Source organism: Brevibacillus sp. NRS-1366 (genome assembly GCF_050467985.1).
Map to the genome: position 1 here is coordinate 574,904 of NZ_JBITPN010000022.1, position 17,837 is coordinate 592,740.

18 protein-coding genes are annotated in these 17,837 nt (G+C 44.9%); 5 read left to right on the forward strand and 13 right to left on the reverse strand.

Annotated elements, in window-relative coordinates; translation table 11 throughout:
• Positions 1-59 precede the first annotated feature (59 nt).
• Both ACIFQN_RS19525 and ACIFQN_RS19530 read right to left on the reverse strand, forming a co-directional pair.
• Positions 60-1,643: a PTS sugar transporter gene (locus ACIFQN_RS19525; RefSeq protein ID WP_429834685.1), complete on the reverse strand. Its 1,584-nt coding sequence runs from the start codon at positions 1,641-1,643 to the stop codon at positions 60-62.
• A 284-nt stretch (positions 1,644-1,927) separates the two neighbouring features.
• Positions 1,928-2,053 carry a hypothetical protein gene (locus ACIFQN_RS19530; RefSeq protein ID WP_429834686.1) on the reverse strand — a complete coding sequence of 42 codons (126 nt, stop codon included), beginning with the start codon at positions 2,051-2,053 and terminating at the stop codon, positions 1,928-1,930.
• 138 nt (positions 2,054-2,191) lie between these two features.
• Here ACIFQN_RS19530 and ACIFQN_RS19535 point away from each other — a divergent pair, with 138 nt between their 5' ends.
• Complete coding sequence (locus ACIFQN_RS19535; RefSeq protein WP_429834687.1) at positions 2,192-2,938, forward strand: TIGR02206 family membrane protein; 747 nt, start codon at positions 2,192-2,194, stop codon at positions 2,936-2,938.
• 1 nt (position 2,939) lies between these two features.
• Here the strand turns inward: ACIFQN_RS19535 and ACIFQN_RS19540 are convergent, their stop codons facing one another.
• On the reverse strand, positions 2,940-3,815 hold the full coding sequence (locus ACIFQN_RS19540) for a LysR family transcriptional regulator (RefSeq protein ID WP_429834688.1): 876 nt from the start codon (positions 3,813-3,815) through the stop codon (positions 2,940-2,942).
• 150 nt (positions 3,816-3,965) lie between these two features.
• Here ACIFQN_RS19540 and ACIFQN_RS19545 point away from each other — a divergent pair, with 150 nt between their 5' ends.
• Entirely contained in the window at positions 3,966-4,853 is an 888-nt protein-coding gene (locus ACIFQN_RS19545) for a DMT family transporter (protein WP_429834689.1), read from the forward strand.
• Between the two features lie 85 nt (positions 4,854-4,938).
• Here ACIFQN_RS19545 and ACIFQN_RS19550 read toward each other — a convergent pair whose 3' ends face one another.
• Positions 4,939-6,537: an amidohydrolase gene (locus ACIFQN_RS19550; protein WP_429834690.1), complete on the reverse strand. Its 1,599-nt coding sequence runs from the start codon at positions 6,535-6,537 to the stop codon at positions 4,939-4,941.
• A 211-nt stretch (positions 6,538-6,748) separates the two neighbouring features.
• Between ACIFQN_RS19550 and ACIFQN_RS19555 the strand changes: the two genes are divergently transcribed.
• Together ACIFQN_RS19555 and ACIFQN_RS19560 are read left to right on the forward strand one after the other, a co-directional pair.
• Entirely contained in the window at positions 6,749-8,062 is a 1,314-nt protein-coding gene (locus ACIFQN_RS19555; RefSeq protein WP_429834691.1) for an MFS transporter, read from the forward strand.
• 250 nt (positions 8,063-8,312) lie between these two features.
• Entirely contained in the window at positions 8,313-8,681 is a 369-nt protein-coding gene (locus ACIFQN_RS19560; RefSeq protein ID WP_429834919.1) for a NucA/NucB deoxyribonuclease domain-containing protein, read from the forward strand.
• Positions 8,682-8,764: 83 nt separating this feature from the next.
• On the opposite strand, the gene ACIFQN_RS19565 is transcribed toward ACIFQN_RS19560, so the two are convergent.
• On the reverse strand, positions 8,765-9,352 hold the full coding sequence (locus ACIFQN_RS19565) for a LysE family translocator (RefSeq protein ID WP_429834692.1): 588 nt from the start codon (positions 9,350-9,352) through the stop codon (positions 8,765-8,767).
• A 112-nt stretch (positions 9,353-9,464) separates the two neighbouring features.
• Here ACIFQN_RS19565 and ACIFQN_RS19570 point away from each other — a divergent pair, with 112 nt between their 5' ends.
• Positions 9,465-10,019 (forward strand): helix-turn-helix domain-containing protein, encoded by a 555-nt coding sequence (locus tag ACIFQN_RS19570; RefSeq protein ID WP_429834693.1) that lies wholly within the window; start codon positions 9,465-9,467, stop codon positions 10,017-10,019.
• A 58-nt stretch (positions 10,020-10,077) separates the two neighbouring features.
• Here ACIFQN_RS19570 and ACIFQN_RS19575 read toward each other — a convergent pair whose 3' ends face one another.
• The 8 genes from ACIFQN_RS19575 to ACIFQN_RS19610 all read right to left on the reverse strand — a co-directional run bounded on the left by ACIFQN_RS19575 (position 10,078) and on the right by ACIFQN_RS19610 (position 17,662).
• Positions 10,078-10,212 carry a DUF4367 domain-containing protein gene (locus ACIFQN_RS19575; RefSeq protein ID WP_429834694.1) on the reverse strand — a complete coding sequence of 45 codons (135 nt, stop codon included), beginning with the start codon at positions 10,210-10,212 and terminating at the stop codon, positions 10,078-10,080.
• A 158-nt stretch (positions 10,213-10,370) separates the two neighbouring features.
• Positions 10,371-10,652, reverse strand: a complete 282-nt coding sequence (locus tag ACIFQN_RS19580; protein WP_429834695.1) for a hypothetical protein — start codon at positions 10,650-10,652, stop codon at positions 10,371-10,373.
• 523 nt (positions 10,653-11,175) lie between these two features.
• The gene (locus tag ACIFQN_RS19585; RefSeq protein WP_429834696.1) at positions 11,176-11,514 is read right to left on the reverse strand and encodes a YolD-like family protein; all 339 of its coding nucleotides are present in this window, start codon (positions 11,512-11,514) and stop codon (positions 11,176-11,178) included.
• A 297-nt stretch (positions 11,515-11,811) separates the two neighbouring features.
• A complete protein-coding gene (locus tag ACIFQN_RS19590) occupies positions 11,812-12,498 on the reverse strand; it encodes a GntR family transcriptional regulator (protein WP_429834697.1) in 687 nt (228 codons plus the stop codon).
• Between the two features lie 366 nt (positions 12,499-12,864).
• A complete protein-coding gene (locus tag ACIFQN_RS19595; protein WP_429834698.1) occupies positions 12,865-14,097 on the reverse strand; it encodes a cysteine desulfurase-like protein in 1,233 nt (410 codons plus the stop codon).
• A 64-nt stretch (positions 14,098-14,161) separates the two neighbouring features.
• Entirely contained in the window at positions 14,162-15,346 is a 1,185-nt protein-coding gene (locus ACIFQN_RS19600; protein WP_429834699.1) for a PLP-dependent aminotransferase family protein, read from the reverse strand.
• A 25-nt stretch (positions 15,347-15,371) separates the two neighbouring features.
• On the reverse strand, positions 15,372-16,853 hold the full coding sequence (locus ACIFQN_RS19605) for a Na+/H+ antiporter NhaC family protein (protein ID WP_429834700.1): 1,482 nt from the start codon (positions 16,851-16,853) through the stop codon (positions 15,372-15,374).
• Between the two features lie 35 nt (positions 16,854-16,888).
• Positions 16,889-17,662, reverse strand: coding sequence for an HpcH/HpaI aldolase family protein (locus ACIFQN_RS19610; protein WP_429834701.1), 774 nt, complete (start codon positions 17,660-17,662; stop codon positions 16,889-16,891).
• Positions 17,663-17,837 lie beyond the last annotated feature (175 nt).

Here is a 17,837-nt window from a genome sequence, read left to right on the forward strand (position 1 = left end):
AACGTAAACACCCCAGCCTGTCTCTAACCGACAGGATATCTGGGGTGTATTGTCAACCATTACGCACTGATTTTTTCTGCTGCTTTCTTGCCGCTTTTCTTTGCCAGCTGATTGGCCGTAACGGTAATTAGGAATGCACATAAGAGACCACTTGCCATCGCTATGATAAATCCGAGCATATTATTGGATAATAGTGGTGCCATCACAGACGGGACGTATGCGGTTCCTCTTACATCAAACACTCCTACCATCGTTCCGGCAATCCCCGAAGAAATAATGGCGCCCGCAAACACGACTTTGTTCGAAAACATGAAAGGATACGCCGCTTCGACAAAGGTTCCGAAGCCCATATTGATTAAAAAGCCTGGCGTCGCTACTGTCGCTTCGCTTTTATCTCGTGGCGAAACGATGTTGGCAAGCGTGATTCCTGCTGATACCATAACTAATCCAACCATGTCGACTGCCCCGAGGAAACTATTACCTGTTTTTTCCATCTCTAAAAGTACAATCGGCAAAATAGCCGCGTGATAAACTCCACCGATGATCGCTGGCCAAATCAAAAGCCCAGCAATTAGGCCCGCTACAATCGGACTGTAGGAGACCGCGCCTTCGATCAGGACTTTCACCCATTCCCCTGCTTGCAAAGCAATCGGTGCCAGCAGATAAAAGACAACCAATCCAGCCGCAAGACCGGATACACCACCCGCAATGATATTGACCGTCGTCGTGGGAAAGCGCCATTCAATACATTTGCGGAACAACACATTGACGAGAAGACCAGCTCCAATTCCTCCGATCATTCCCCCGATAATGCCTCCGTCTACAGACAAAACGCCTGCCAATACTCCCGCTACTACAGACACTTCTTCCATATCCGATACCTGCTTGGCAGCAATCGCCGCAATCACGACGGGCAACGCCTTGATCAACCCATCGAACACACCACCAAGCATGTCCAAACCTGGAATTTTACTTAAGGCGAGGATCAGAGCCAAAGCGATAAAGCCTGGCAATGATGACATCATGATTCCTCGAATATTTATTCGCTTCCAGGGACTTGCGGAAATCCCGGAAGCCTCTTTTGCATCTCCGATCATGGGTCGGTAGGATATACCCCAATGTTTGGAGAGAGAAGTAATAAAGCTGATCGCCCTCGTACGGTTCGTGGTCCCCGTCGTCCCAGAAGTAAGGATGACGTTTGCTCCCTTAGCACTGATGAGCGCCATGGAAGTGCCGCCTGTACCGGCGATAGGGATTTGCTTTTCTACTGCGGTCTGAATCGTCTGTTGATTGGCTCCGTCTGGATCGGCACTCATGGTAATCAGACCTTCTATTTGTCCCACTTTCATCTGAAAAGCTATATGGTCATCCAAATTTCGTGCGTACTCATTACATTCTTCCAAAGTTCCTCGGAACGCTGTCACGATCTCTTTTGCCTCATCGTCCCATGAATAAACCGTAGACGGCGTAGCTTTTCCCGCCATATCCATCGAACCTTGTGCTGCGATAAACTGAATGGCTGCAATGCTGATTCCAGCCGCTTTTGCCTGGTTGATGATCTCTTTCAACAGCTTCTCAGGATCTTTCCCGCCCAGATTGTATAAATTCCCTCCACTGCTTCCCAGTATAGCCATCTGCTTCATTGGCTTTCAATCTCCCTTGATTTCAATTTACTAAAGCTTTATCTCGTTAGTTCGTTATCATATTACTTTAGTAAAGTGTCGAAGCAAATTCAATAGATTCTTACTTTTTTGATCACTCGCAGGTTGATTTTGAAGGAATTTTTGAAATGAAATGGAAATATGGTATGATTTGGTGATTATCTTTGAGAAATTGCCTGAAAAACCATAACCCTCTCTATAGAAAGAGAGGGTTATGATGACCTGCATTTATCGTGTGGGGCAGCATGCTGCCATTCATCATGTTGTTACTTTTGCTCGTTTTGCTCTTCTTTGTAGCATTCCATGCAAAGAGCGTCGTTGTTTTCAATTTCATATTCAGTCAAACGCGCCTGGCAAGATTTGCATTGTTTTTCAGTAAGCACCAAGTTCAAGACTATATCTCCTCTCATTGATGTAACGTGGTCTATTTATATTATAACTGATTATTTATTTCATTTAAGCCGTATTGTGTTAAAATTTCGTGAATTCTTTCAATAAATAAAAAACAATAAACAATTTTGGAGGCTCAGATGAATTCGCCTTATTTGTCTTTGACATTTACTGGAGAGCCCTTTCGCCTGTTCTCTTTATCTCATATCGTTGCCCTCTTGCTGCTAGCCTGTCTCATTGCCCTGCTTTTTTTGTTCCGGCAGAAGCTGCGAGTGCCTGTTACCGACAAGTGGGCTCGTTACATACTGGCAAGCCTTCTGCTCCTATCTGAGGTCTGCTTCCAGCTCTGGCATGTCTTCACCGAGAGCTGGTCTGCCGCCTTTACCCTGCCTCTGCAGCTTTGCAGCGTCACTTTGCTTTTCTCTGCCGTGATGCTAATCAACAGGCGGTATGGGCTGTTTGAGATCACTTTTTTTGCGGGTGTTGGTGGTGCCGCCCAAGCAATGCTCACGCCTGAGTTGTTCTATCCTTTCCCTCATTTTCGCTTTCTGCATTTTTTTTTGGCGCATGCGGGGATTATTCTGGCCTGTCTTTACATGACCTGGGTTGAAGGCTATCGCCCTACATTTCGATCGCTCTGGAAAACAATGGGTTTTCTAAACCTACTCCTTTTCATCGCCCTGCTCGTGAACCATTGGACAGGAGGAAATTACCTGTTTGTATCCCATAAACCTGAGAACGCCAGCCTGATCGATTACCTAGGTCCCTATCCTTGGTACATTCTCTCCTTGGAGGGAGTTGCCTTTGCCTTGTTTTCTTTGTTGTACTTGCCGTTTGCAGGAAAGCGTCCTGCCTCCAAGGAACGTGCACACGACTTGTCTTCCTAGCCTACTGTTGCTCGCCTACCCACTCTGTTACATATTGCAAGAACCGTTTGGCTGCCGGCGACTGTTTGGCAAAAGAAGTTGCCGCCACACCAAGCGAGCGGTAATACTCCCCATCGAGAGGAATGGTGCGAATATTTTCGGGTAGTCGAAACAGGATCATTTCAGGCAGAATGCTGATTCCCAGTCCATTTTGTACCATGGCAATAATCGCATGATCGTCCCCCACCTCGTACTTGACCCGCGGTTGCAAGTGGTGCTTTGCCAAGACCCGCTGAATGTCGTTGTCACAGCCTGCTTTCGGCATGATAAACGTCTCTTCTGCCAGTTGGCTCACATGCACCCGCTCCGCTTGAAACAGCGGGTGCTTATCTGTTACAAGCAAGAACAACTGGTCTTTTTTTAAGGGAATGGATTCCAGCTCTCCCGTCGTCGGCAAGGAGACAAAGCCAAAGTCGACCTCCCCCGTCTGTATCCAGTGTTCAATCCCATCGTAGTAGCCTTCCATCAGCTTGATCTCAATAGCTGGGTAATTGTCTTGAAATCGTTTCAGAATACCCGGCAGCCATTGAGTAGAGACACTCGTGAAAGTCCCGATTCTTACCGTCCCGACCTCCATTCCATTGATCGCGGCTATCTCCTGCTGCATCCGTTCATGACCTCGAAGCATCTCGCGCATGTAAGGAAGAAGGCGCTCTCCATTACTGGTCAGACTGATGCCAGTTCGCCCCCTCGTTAAAATCGGAAAACCGTATTCCCTCTCCAAACTCGCAATCGCATGGCTAACCGCTGATTGCGTCAAACCGAGCATTTCACCTGCACGGGTCAAGCTTCCGGATTCGATAACCGTCATGAATACTTCAAATTTGCTAAGACTCAACCGTCTCGCCCCCCCTTTTCATCAATTTCATTCATGAAAACCATAACAAACATTCATTTTTCTTATTTAAAAGATACTCGTATACTGAGTAATGCACAATCCCTTATCTTCACTGACATCGCCCGCTTCATCCGGGCAAGGAGGCTTGACATGAAACCGCAAGCAAAAGCCGATCTGGCTATACTCATGTGTACCCTTTTTTGGGGATCATCGTATTTATTCATGCAAATGGGTCTGAAAGATCTGGAGACCTATAATTTGATCGGCGTGCGCTTTGGCATTGCCTTTTTGTTTGCAGCCGCCTTCTTTCATCGACGCTTGCTTGGCACGAATCGCAAAACCATCCTTCACGCCTTTATTTTAGGAGCGATTCTATTCGGTGTGTTTGCCACTGTGACGAGTGGAGTCAAAACGACGACTGCTTCACAAGCCGGCTTTTTAGTTAGTCTTACAGTCATTTTTGTCCCTATCTTATCGATTCTCTTTCGAAACAAACCTCAGAAGCGCGTATTTTTCGGAGCGGGGCTGGCTGTTATCGGTATTGGTTTACTGACATTAAGCTCAGAGCTTCGGATCAGTCAAGGCGATCTTTTGTGTATGGCCGGAGCACTTTTTTACGCCATGCATATTATTGTGACAGGAAGATGGGCCAGTCAATCCGATACGATACAGCTTGGTATTTTCCAGCTCGGATTTACCGCTCTATTCGGCATTGTATGTTCATTCTTGTTTGAAACGCCTGCCTTGCCGCACAGTCCTGAGTCATGGCTCGCCGTTCTTTCGCTCAGTATTTTGTGCAGTGCGATCGGATTTGTCGTTCAAACGGTTGCCCAGAAATATACCACCCCTGCTCATACTGGTGTGATTTTCTCACTGGAGCCCGTCTTTGCTGCACTTTTTGCCTTTTTGGTTACTGGGGAGACTCTAACCGAACGCGGATATATTGGTGCAGGCCTCGTCCTCATCAGTGTGCTGATCGCGGAGATTGATGTGAGTAGATGGAGACGGGATAAGCAGGAAGAGCATCTCTTTAGTTAGATCGAATAGAAAAAAGCCGGCTCTCTAAGCAGAGCTGGCTTTTCTTATTTGGAACGACTGCGGCAAAAGAACTACCTCACCTCACCTATCGACTGAAGCACACCTTCCCGCCAATAACCGTCATGACGACCTGGGTAGAAAGCAGTTCATCCGGATCCATCGAGAATAAGTCTTTTGAATACACCGTCATATCCGCATATTTCCCCCGAGATAGGGTGCCTTTTACATGGTCCTCATTCGTCACTTGTGCGCTTCCTACTGTAAAGAGGTGAATGGCTTCTTGCATCGTCAGCTTTTCCTCATGCATATAGCCCCCATGTGTATCCCCCGGCGCTTTTCGCGTAACTGCCGCATGAATCCCTAGCAAAGGATCAATCGGTTCAACCGGCGTATCGGAGCCTGCAGCGCAGATGATGCCGTAATCCATCATCGTTTTCCAAATATAAGAGTGCTGGATGCGTTCTTCTCCGACGCGATCGATGACCCAAGGGAAATCCCCTGCGAGAAAACGCGGTTGGATATCTGCAATCCGATTCGGGTGCTTCAATCGCTCCAGCAAGTCCGGACGCAATATTTGTGTATGAATGAGGCGATCCTTGTACGCAATAGCCGGAAATTGATCGAAGCTGTCCAATACCATCTCCAAGGCCTTGTCCCCAATTGTATGCACCGCGATCGGCATCCCCAGGCTGCGGGCTTGGCGTACCAGCTCGGTCAGTTCGTCCTGCTCATGAACAGGGTACCCACTCGTACTCGGATCATCCGCATACGGTGCCGACAAAAAGGCAGTTCGTCGCCCCAGAGCGCCATCTGCGAAAATTTTCACAGCCCCAATCTGGACATGGCTGTTTCCGTATCCGGCATGCATTTGCAGATCACGCAGCTCATGCATGTGCGGATAATAAACGAGCAGGTTGCATCGCAGCGCCAGCTCTTCTCCATTAATCAGCTCGTCGTAGAGGCGATAGGTTTGCGCCAGTCCTCTGAGCTCCCGCAGATCCTCTGTATGAGCCCCTGTCAAGCCATGCGCCATCGCATAGCGAATCGAGCTGCGCAGGGAATCTTTTAACTGCTCGTAGTCAGGCTTTGGAATATGCTTCGTAATCAAATTGGACGCTGTTTCCAAAAGCATCCCTGTTGGCTTTTGCGTGACGGGATCGTGCATGATGAGTCCACCAGCAGGTACTTCCATGTCCCGGTGATAGCCGGACAGCTCCAATGCCTTGCTGTTCACGAGGTAGGCATGGCCACATACACGTGCTAACAATATTGGGCAATGCGGGGCTACCTGATCGAGCTCTTCAATGGTTGGAATTCCTCCCCCGCCCACAAACAGATTTTCATCCCAGCCAAACCCTTGTATCCATTGGTTCGCTTCTGTTTCATTCGCCTTTTGCTTGATAAGTACCAGCATCTCGTCCTTTGATCTCGCTTTTCCCAGGTCAAGCTGTAAAAAAGTCAGTCCTAGCCACCCTAAATGCAGATGACTGTCAATCAGCCCAGGTGTCGCTGTGCACCCTTGCAGGTCAATTACCTGAGCATCGCCTGTTTTGTATTGGAGAATCATGTCGGCATTACTGCCCAAGTCATGGACGAGACCATCTCGCACCACCACGGATTGTACAAACAAATGCCGGGAATCTCCGGTATAAATACGCCCATTTGTAAAAATGGCTGTTGTCATTTTTTGTTACCCCTTTTCTTCATTTCTGTCCCTCTCCTTAATTTGTTTAGCCATAGCGTTTTTCCTTCTCCAAAAGAAAAAATAGTTCAAAACATTCAGAGTAAGTCTATATCACTTGGGAAATAGTAGTAATTTTTCTCTTTACCGATGAAAGCCAGAATCGTGGGGCACGTTATGTGCAAGTACTACTTCATGAAGCGGGGGGAAACGTATGCACCAAAAAACGAAGGACCGCCTCCCGTCCTTTCTCCAGAGCCTTCAACAGATGGGACGAGATTGGTCCCGTCAAAATACGTCTGCTCACGAGCCACACAAGCCGGGACATCTCGATAGTCAGGCGAAACTGCTGCTTTTGGTAAATGTCTTGTTTATTACTGCGGGAGCTTTGTCCGGTACCTTTGTTAACGTCTATTTGTGGAAGGTGAAAAGTCAGTTTGCTCCTATCGCCTGGTTTACTTTTACGACCCACCTGGTTGGTGCTCTGACTTTTTGGGTAGCCGGCTGGTACGCCAAGCAAGGAAATAAAATGAACATCCTCCGTGCGGGAATGGCTGTATCGGCAATCTTTTACCTCGTGGTGCTCGTGATTGGTCCAAAGGCGGTTTCCTATGCCCCTCTGATCGGATTCATACAGGGAATGGCAGTTGGTTTTTTCTGGCTTGCGTTCAATGTCGTTTATTTTGAGATTACGGGTCCGGACAACCGCGATCGCTTCAATGGCTGGGCTGGACTATTGGTGTCTGGGGGTGGCATGCTTGCCCCTTGGATTTCTGGTTGGCTCATTACACGGCTGCCTAGCAATAGTGGCTACTCGTTGATATTTGGCATTTCGCTAGCGCTGTTCATTGTGGGGGTTGTGATTAGTTTTTTTCTGAAAAAGCGGCAGTCAGAGGGATGTTATTCTTGGGCTTTTGCCCTTCGCTGCCTGCGGGACGATCCCCAGTGGCGCTTTGCTGCAGGTGCTTTGGCAGGACAAGGTTTGCGAGAGGGACTTTTTGGCTTTATCATCGGCCTGATGGTCTATATTGCCACCAAGAGTGAAATGACGCTCGGCAATTATTGGCTCATCACTTCTGCGGTTGGCATCGTCAGCTATTATTTGACCTCCAGATGGCTTACTCTTCGCTATCGCAAGTGGGGTATGCTGGTCGGGGCTGTCATCATGTCAGGCGTCGTCGCTCTGTTTTTTTGGCAGGTCAGCTACTCGACCCTGCTCATTTTCGGGATTGCTGTCTCGATCGCTTATCCGCTCTTTTCGGTGCCAATGATCTCAACGATCTTTGATTTAATTGGAACAAACGAGGAGAGTGCGCAAAATCGGGTCGAGTATGTGGTTTTGAGAGAATTTGCGCTTGATGCCGGTCGCATTGTTGGTATTGTCTTGTTTCTTGTCGTGACTTCCATCAGTATTTCCCCCACCACACTCAACTGGCTGATTCTGTCTATCGGGACAGGACCGATCATCGCTTGGCTCTGCATGGCACGTCTGTTTCGCACAGAATCACTCGAAAAAAAAGAAGGATAGAAGCCCTGCCCAAAGCCATCCCTGACTATTTTAGCTATGGATGGCTTTGGATTTTTCTCCCTTGTTCAATGAGTTTTTCAAGAGGGGTTCAGAAAAGCAGTTGACTATTGGTATAATTATCTAATGTGTCTGCCCCAAAGGAAAAACCACAGACGCACAGCCTTTCGTTTTGAGACAGCAAAGGAGAAAAATCGTGCAAAAGAAACTACTTGTATTCATCATCGCACTTCTGCTCGGATTTGGGTCGTGGCTGTTCGAGCAGCAAGATTCCCAGACGCAAGTCGCTACCGGCCAGGCCGATCTGGTTCTAGAATTCCCGAGCAGTCGTTATCCTGAGACAGCAGAGCATATTCGCTCCGCTATTGAAAAGGGGCAATCTGCCGTTTGTACGATTGATCGTAAAGGCGCAAATAAGCATCGGGAGCAATCGCTTCGCGGTATTCCTACCAAGCCTGGCTTCGATCGCGATGAATGGCCCATGGCTATGTGCAAAGAAGGGGGAGATGGCGCAGATATTGCCTATATCTCTCCTTCTGATAATCGGGGAGCTGGGTCATGGGTCTCTAACCAGTTGGAAGATTACCCAGATGGAACCCGCGTCCAAATTGTCGTAAAATGATGGAAACATACTTTGTTCAGACAGCAAAGCCCGCATTGGCATCGTAGCCGTGCGGGTTTTGTTTCTGAAATGACAGCAGCCTGTCATTCCTGGATGAATATGGACACAGCACTGTACATTAGCAAAAGCCCCATGACTACATGAAAGGCTGTTTCGTATTTTGCCAAAAACGTTTGAAAGAGTGCTCCAAAAACGGCCCAGCTGCTCGTGCTCAAAAAACCGATAAAGCCTAAAAATATGGAAAAGAAAAGCAAGCTGGCATTCGAATCGTAAAAAGGGATAACAAATGTTGAAATAGTTGTGATGCCGTATAAGATGGTTTTAGGATTGACAAACTGCAAGATCATACCCGTAAAGAAAGAATTCATTTCTTTTTGGTTGCTGTCTTTCCCGCTAGGCTTATTCAGCATGATTTTAATGGCAAGATACAGCATATAGAGTCCTCCCAGGATGCTCATGCCAGTCTTAATTTTGGGGATGAAGCTGTACAGCAGCAGATTGAAATAACTGCTCAATAGCACAATGATCGTAGTCCCGACGGTCACTCCCAAAATAAACTTGAGCGATTTTTTGTAACCATACTTTGCTGAATACGCCATGGACATCATGTTATTCGGGCCAGGTGTAAACGAAGTGACAACGATATATAGCAAAAACGGAACCCATTGCATTTTATTAGCTCTCCTTTGTGTATTATAATGAGGAAAATAGACGTTATAACGACTGGTCGTTATTATTATACAATTCAGTCGTTATAAAGCACAAGAGGAGGTTACATGTTTTATGGAAAACATCAATTTTGTGCTTGCTGAAAACCTCAAAAATCTGCGGGCGTCCAAAAAGCTGAGTTTGGACAAGGTTGCGGAAATGACAGGCGTAAGCAAGACGATGCTTGGTCAAATTGAACGAGGGGAATCGAACCCAACCATTAATACCGTTTGGAAGATCGCCAATGGCTTGAAGATTTCATTCACTTCTCTAATTAACCACCCACAGCCCGATACCATTGTCATTACCCAAAATGACATTCAATCCTTACAAGAAGATAATGGGAGATATCGGGTATATCCCTATTTTCCGTTTGAAGAGGGCCGACGATTCGAGGTGTATACAGTCGAGATTGATACGGGCGGATATTTGAGTGCGGACCCGCACGGCCCAGGTACGGAGGAATTCATAACCGTATTTGAGGGTGAGCTTACGATTCGAATCCATGATGGGGAATATACCATAAAAAGTGGAGATTCGATCCGCTTTAAAGCAGACAGGAATCATGTTTACCATAATTCAGGCACGACACTCACTCGAATCAGCATGGTGATTTACTACCCGAATTAACAGAAACACGAAAAACCGCAAGTCGCTAATGACTTGCGGTTCGCCCGAGGTTGCTTCCTTATTTGAATTTGATGGAGCTTGCGATTTTCTTTAACTCTTCATAAGACAGATCGCTAATCAGCTTGTATACGACCCCTTCTTCTGGTTCCCAGATAAAACCGTTAAGATGCGTCAGTTCGGGCTTGCTCATCATGGATGCCCTTAATTTAAAGGTATAGGCCAGCTCCCCCTTTCACGCAAAAAAGACTGGAGGCCATAGGCTTCCGGCCTCTTTGTGTTGGCAACAAAAAACCTTTCCTACCCGGAATCGTTCATGTCCGGCAGAAAAGGTTGCGTTAGTTAGCGTGCCATTTAGGTTGTTGCTACCTTGTCTTTGCTTTTGGTAACAATGTGGTGACCGAGCGGCAAGCCACGTTGCTGCAGCTCATCCGTCGTCAGAATATGGAGCGTCTCACTCTTACACGGCATGGGCATCAAACCGCCCAAAGGACTCATTACCCGACCGATCGTGTCTGTCTCGATGAGCACGTACAGGCCTTTTTCCTCCAACTGTTGAATAAATTCACCCCAACGCTTGGAAGTGATTTGATCGGCGTGCTTGGTGAACATGACACCCATTTCTTGTGCTAACATGTAAAATCTCCTTTTTCCTATCCATCAGATATCTGCTTTAAAAGATATCCTAACAATACAAGGAAACATCCTATTCTGGCAAAATCCGTGGAAGCCAATAAAACGCGAAAAACGGCTGATTTCGACCGGTTTTCGTTTCAGGAATCTCGGCGCTTTCTCACACACACCGTTTCATCGCGGCACGCTGTTTTTTGCCGCTTGCATTTAAAAAGCGGCCCATTTTTGTCGATTTTGCGAAATGATGTTCTGGGTCGGCGTTAGATCGAGCTGTAATGGAGGAGAGGAAACCGGAGAAAACGCTCCAGCTTCTGGGGCCCCCTGCTGGGGGTCATCCCTGCCCGCCTACATTCCAAAAACGAAACCGCACCCAAAGCAGTCGGTTCAAGAGGCTACTCAGAGGTGGGCGCTACATACTGTTTCGTTTTTTCCATTTCAGCTTGGTTGGCGTCCCAAAGAGCTTCGCTTGTTTCTCCGGTTTCCTCTCACAAGCTGTGGCTCTATTGCCAGCCTTTGTTTGGTGGTATCAAAAAGTAGCCTCCAGCTCTACATACAGCAACCGGGCAAAGGGAACCCAGCGAGTCTCGGAGCCTGCCCGCAGCTTGATACGCTGCGCTGCCTGGTCAATATGAACGACGTGGGCTGACATGCGGCGCGGCTGCTGTCCGTCATAATAGGTCAATGTCAAGCTGCTCCCTGTCTGGAATGCCTGCCATACCAACTCGCTTATAGCCCCCAACTGCTCCTGATCCAACTCGGGCGGTACATGGCGGCGTTCCTCTTCTTTGATCCGCAAATACATTTCCCGATGCTCAGGTAACAGAAATCTCATTGAACCAAATATATCGTTCTTTTTACTCCCCACGTTTTCAACCACCTCCACAGGAATGTATGTTCCCATATTATCCTCTATGCTCCGTTTTATCAACTCCACTTTGTGTCCAAAAAACATTTCGTGTACGTAACCATGAGTATTTAATCTTTCCTTCTTTGGGCTCATACGAACATAACAGAAGATTGGACTATCCCAAAGGCTCCCCGAGCTGTTGGGAAAGAAAGGCCCGCCAGCCTTCAATCCTAATGTCCAGAGTATGAAAACGGCCAGATAGAGACGAGGAGCAATGTTGGGATCGTAGACCTTGATCTGCCACTCAACCCCTTGTTACCACTTGGAAAAGACATCGCGCATGGCATCTGAATGACGTGCAACTTCATCGCTAGCCACTGTAGGAAGACCGATTTCAAGGGCATGACATATGGCCCAATGGGATTTAATACTTGCCTTCAAGATTTTCTGCAAAGTTTGATTTCCTAGGCGATGTCTCAAATAGTATCGATATCTAAGAACTCGACTTTGAATACAATTATACATTTCAATGAGATAAGGATTTCCAGAAGCATTAACGATACAACTATGGAATTCGTGATCACAAGTTTCAAAACCATCCAATTCAATATTTCCTACAATTTTTTCATAATCCGACGCCAACTTTTTCAGTTTTCCAAGGTTAACATGATCAATCACTTGAGATGCAAGGTAGCTGGCTTTGCTTTCAATGAAAATTCTAGCTTGAGTAATTTGCAAGCAGTCATCGGGTGTAATTAATGCAACAAAGGGATTCTTGCCACTTTCTTTGATAACCAGTCGTTCATTATATAGTCGTTCTATTGCTGTTCGTATAGGTGAACGGCTAATTTCCAATTGTTTCGCAATTTGTGCCTCATTAATTCTCGTTCCTGGTAGCATTTTCATTGTAATAATCATTTCAAACAAATAATCATAGACCAAGTCACTAAGCACCGCAAATGGCTGTCCTTTGATTTTTTCATGAAATTTGTTAGTTTCCATAGACATCCTCCTATCTTCTATATTTTATCAAAATTTTATATGAATTCTTTTAATAAAACTGAAATTTCGATAGGTTGATGTAAAAACTATTATAATTCGAAAATTCAATAAATTAAGAAAGGCAATTTGTCCAATCGTTCCGTGCCCTCCTCAAGTATTTGAAGAGAAATGATAAGGAAATTTTTTGCCATCTTCAGGATCGGAAGCATTTTTCCGTTTATAGGAAAAGCGAAAAGTGGACAGAGAAACGAATCCCTGTCCACCCATTGAATCTTAAAAATACTGGCCTTCGTTTAGAACAATCCGTTCTGACAAGGCATCCCAAGTCATTTGTTTCCCAGCCATTATCCACATTGCCCACCCACTCTATTTGCGAACAATTCGCTCCAGTGCTTCCAGGAATGCTTCAACCTCGTATTCGGTGTTGTATGGAGCGAGTCCCGCCCGAATCCAACCGCCGGAGCTATTGACATCTAACTTGTCTGCAAGGGTGGTAGCATAGAAGTCTCCATCAGCGATAAAAATTCCATACTCCTTAGCCATCGTCTCACATACTTGACGTGGGCTCATGTTAGCCACTCGGAAGGCAACTGTTGGCGTCTTTTTGTACGGCTCTGGTGATGCATACATTGTCACGCCGGGCAACGTAGGTAACTCTTTGCGAATTTTATCTGCAAGGTAATTTTCGTGCGCTTCCACCGTGGTCATGGAGCTGACAAGCTTCTCACGTAACGTGACACCCCGCCCAAGTGTAGAGATAAAATGAATGGCCCCATTAACACCCGCAATGCCTTCATGATTTTGGGTGCCGTTTTCTAGTTTTTCAGGCATGTACGTGGGTGCGGGTTGTAACTTATAAGGCTCTAGGCGCTCAAACAGATCATTTCTGATTGCCGCAATACCGACATGCGGTCCAAAGAACTTATAAGCAGAACAAAGAAGGATATCCGCACCGAGTTCGTCGCGGTCAATCACAATATGAGGTGCGGCGTGAACCGCGTCCACTGCTACAACGGCGTTTACTTCATGCGCTCTTTTTGCAACCTTGTTGACATTGGATACTGTGCCAACAGCATTAGAAGAGAGGCCCAGTGCGACTAACTTTGTTTTCTCAGTAATCACACTGTCTAGCTCGTCCAGATTTAAAGTCAATGTTTCCTTATCCACAGTCAACCACTTCACATTTACCCCACGATCTCGAGCTGCTAACAACCACGGATCAACATTGGCGCGGTGGTCAAGTTCGGAAACCACAATTTCAGATCCGGGTTCCCAGGTGCGAGACAATGCCCGGGAGATGGCTAAGTTCAGAGTAGTCATGTTTGCTCCAAATGCTATCTCTTGAGGCTGTGCGCCGAGGAAAGCGGCCACCGTTTGTCTAGTTTCAGCAATGATTGCTTCCGTTTCGTAACTGCTTGGAAATGGACCATGAAGATTTGCTCCACCACGCATCATATAACTACTTATTGCGTCAATTGATGATTTCACTGCCTGCGAGCCGCCTGGTCCGTCAAAATAGACTACTCGCTGTCCCTTATAGGTACGATTTAGTGCGGGAAATTGGTCACGAACCTTTTCAACATCAAAATTTCTTTCCATTTTTGACAACTCCATTCAAATTTACTATAATTATTTTTTTCATTTACATTAAATTTTTGAAAATTTAGTGAACCTCAGAAAATAATTCACCCAAACGTTTCATGCCCTCCTCAATTGTTTCCGGAGTATTTGAAGAGAAATTTAAACGTAAGGATTTTCTGCCATCTTCAGGATTTATATAAAATGGTTTTCCTGGAACAAAGGCCACCTTATGTTGTTCTACTGCCCTTTCTAATAATGCTTGAATATTGGGCTCACCAGGCAATTCTGTCCATATGAAAAGACCGCCTTCTGGTTGGGTATATTTGGTATCACTCGGAAAGTATTTCTTAATACCCTCTTGCATTGTATTCAATCGCGCTGCATATATTTGCGTAATGACTTTCAGATGCCCTGGTAATAACCCGCGATTTAGAAATTCTGCACACACTACCTGTGTTAAATTAGTAGTATGAGTATCAGCACACTGCTTTGCAACGGTCATTTTTTGAATGATTTCTGGCTCTGCCAAAACTGTACCGACACGCAAACCAGGCGAGATAATCTTAGAAAAACTATTTAAAAGAATGACATGTCCAGTCTGATCAAAGGATTTAATCGGTGGTAATGCTTCGCCTTTGTATCTTAAGTCGCAATAGGGATCATCTTCCATCACCATCATATTGTAGGTAGAGGCTAGTTCAGCAATTTTTTTACGTCGATCCAAAGGTAATGTTTTTCCAGTAGGATTTTGAAATGTCGGAATAGAATAGAGCATTTTCGGATGATATTTTTTTATCTTTTCCTCCAAATCTTCCATGATCATTCCATGTTCATCTGTCTCAACAGGAACGCATTTGACAAAATATTTCTTGAAAACCATTAATGTACTTAAGAATGTAGGAGATTCTACTAGTACAACATCACCTGGATCAAGAAATACATCGGTTGCTAATTGAATGCCCTGTGTTGCTCCTGTGGTGGTTATTACATTTTCTAATGAGGCATTCACACCTTTTGGATAGGCGATGTGCTCTAAATAAGCTTCACGTAAAGGCTTCCAACCTTCTGTAACGCCATATTGAAGGACTTGGTGTCCATTTTCTTGCAATGCTTTATCTATGATGTCTTGAATGGTATCAATTGGAAATGACTCTTTTGCAGGACTTCCTCCACCAAAAGATATGATCTCAGGGTCTGCCATTAATTTTAAAATTTCTCGAACTGGACTTGCGGATACCTCTCCCATGCGCTTTGCAAAATTATACATAATTACGTTCCTCTCTTTTTCTGAATCAAGCTGTGTGTTTTTTTTGACAATCAACTTCGGGATGTTTTAAGGCTACTCCATTTTCCCCTTCGAAAAGTCTTCCCCACCCCGTAATAACAGCAAACAGGAAGACTAAGAAAAGGGCGATAGGATGAAACGTACCTACTGGTATTAACATTGGATTAATGGGCTGAATAAATGAGAATTCTTCAACTAAACTATTCATATTTGCATTGGTAATAATGATAAATAGACTGCTAAATGGTATTAGAACTGGAATTGTAGATGCAAATCCGGACAATAGATTTCCTCTGCGATAAGGATGCAGATGCTTCTGTTTTCCTAACTTGTCTGTTAGGGGTCCAAACATAAGACAAGCAGGTCCGTTGGCACCACCAAGACAAATACCTGAAAGGGTTGTACCCATCATAATAATGATCTCTGTCCCTCTTGCGGTAGACGCTAGTTTACTGTTTGCCAAGCGATTTATGATTTCATTCATAGTACCGCTTTCTTCGAGAACACCCATAATCCCAAACAATGGTATTAGGAACGCGATGGTGCCTAGGACGCTGCGAATACCATTGATAAGAAACCCATCTAATTTGCCGTCTTGCACAGTAAAGATATCGGCCACCTCAAGAATACCAAGAGGCAATGCAACAGCAATTCCGGATAAAGTCCCCATCGTAACTGCTATATATATGTTTTGACTTTTCACTGCTACGAACAACAAGATGACCACTGGTATTAACATGATTAACCCTCTTGGGTCAGAATATTGTTTGATTAACTCTTGTCCAGCAAGATCAGTTTCTTGACCTGAACCTCCAAAAATCAAGAAAAGTACAATGGAGATCAGTCCCGCTACCAATGCATACCGTAATCGTGATAGAACCATTCCTCCAATATCTGCAAAGCCTTCTTTTCGGGTATATTTTTGGGTAGCACAAGAGGCAATCGTAACGTCTGAAATTGGGCCTATGCTATCGCCGAAAATAGCACCGCTTAAAATAGCTCCTGCTAAAAAAAGCGGATCTGCACCTAATAAAATACCAGCAGGGTATAGGAGTGGAAAAGCAGTAGCTAGTGTTCCAATTGAAGTTCCGGTTATGGTGGCTAACAAACTGGCAATTATAAATGTAAACACGGTAAAAAGGGCGCCTGTTAGGTGCAGTTGCATACCCACCCAGACGAAACCTTCCGCCACACCTGCGAGCGCCATCATCTTTCCAAAAAATGAGACTACAATCAAAATTAGAATTAATGTATTGGCCATATCGGAAGACATTCCTTTGATAACACTTTCCCAATACTTTCCAATGTTTTTCGCAAACAAGCTACCGATGATTAGCGCCATAAACCCGCCCATAGCAAGAACGTCCATTTCATAAATACGAAATACAACAAAGAAAAGAATACAAGCTACCATAAAAATAAACAGCGGTAGCAATGATAGCCATCTGCTCACTCTAAAATCAACAGAATACTTTTTTTGTTCCAGCATAGTAGATTTCTCCTATTCTTGTTTTAAATCCAACATTATATGCCTCTTACTTCTTTGATAATCGACTTAAATCCACTGATATATACGGCAGCATCCACGCTTATAGCAACGCCATCAAATCCATCGGCTACATATTTTTTCGCAGTGCTGGAATCTGCTGAATAAATAAAAGAAAATTTTCCTGCATCTTTACATGCTTTGAGAATTCGATCAATGGCCATTACAAAATCTGGGTGTGTAAATTGAGCGGGTATTCCCATTCCAATAGAAAGATCATACGGCCCGATAAAAATTCCATCAACTCCATCGATGTTGACAATTTCTTCAATATGATTCAAGCATCCTTGCGTTTCACACTGAGGAAGAATCATTGTTTTTTCATTGCAAGTCTTGAAGTATTCATCCATGTTCTTTGTGAAACTTTCAAACCCATAACCGGCTGCCCTGGCATAAGTAAAACCGCGTTTACCTGTAGGGTAATATTTTCCGTATTCCACTAATTGTTTTACTTGATCAATCGTTTCAATGCAAGGCACAACGAGGCCCTTTGCACCTACATCTAACATTTTAAGAATGGAAGACCGCGAACCATCTTTTACTCTTACCAATGGTGTGATTCCTCTTAGCTCTGCAACACGAATAAAATCCATAGAACTTTCTACATCAAAAGGACCATGCTCCGTATCAATCACTAAAAAATCTAATCCGGAAATACCCAAACACTCTACAGCTGTACTACCACCAAGTGCAAAAAAAGTTCCTAGAACTGATTCTCCATGGAGCATTTTTTCTTTCATGTTGTTTTCCACTATAATTCCCCTTTGATAGAGCATCATTTGGTAATCGTTTTTATAGGCCTATAATTAAATTATGGAGTTGTCTTAATAGTGTGTCAAAATTTCGACAATAAATGGCCTTCTTCTAAGATATCGTTTATAACTAAAGACACTATTTTTAAATACTACATAGATTGATTCATATAAA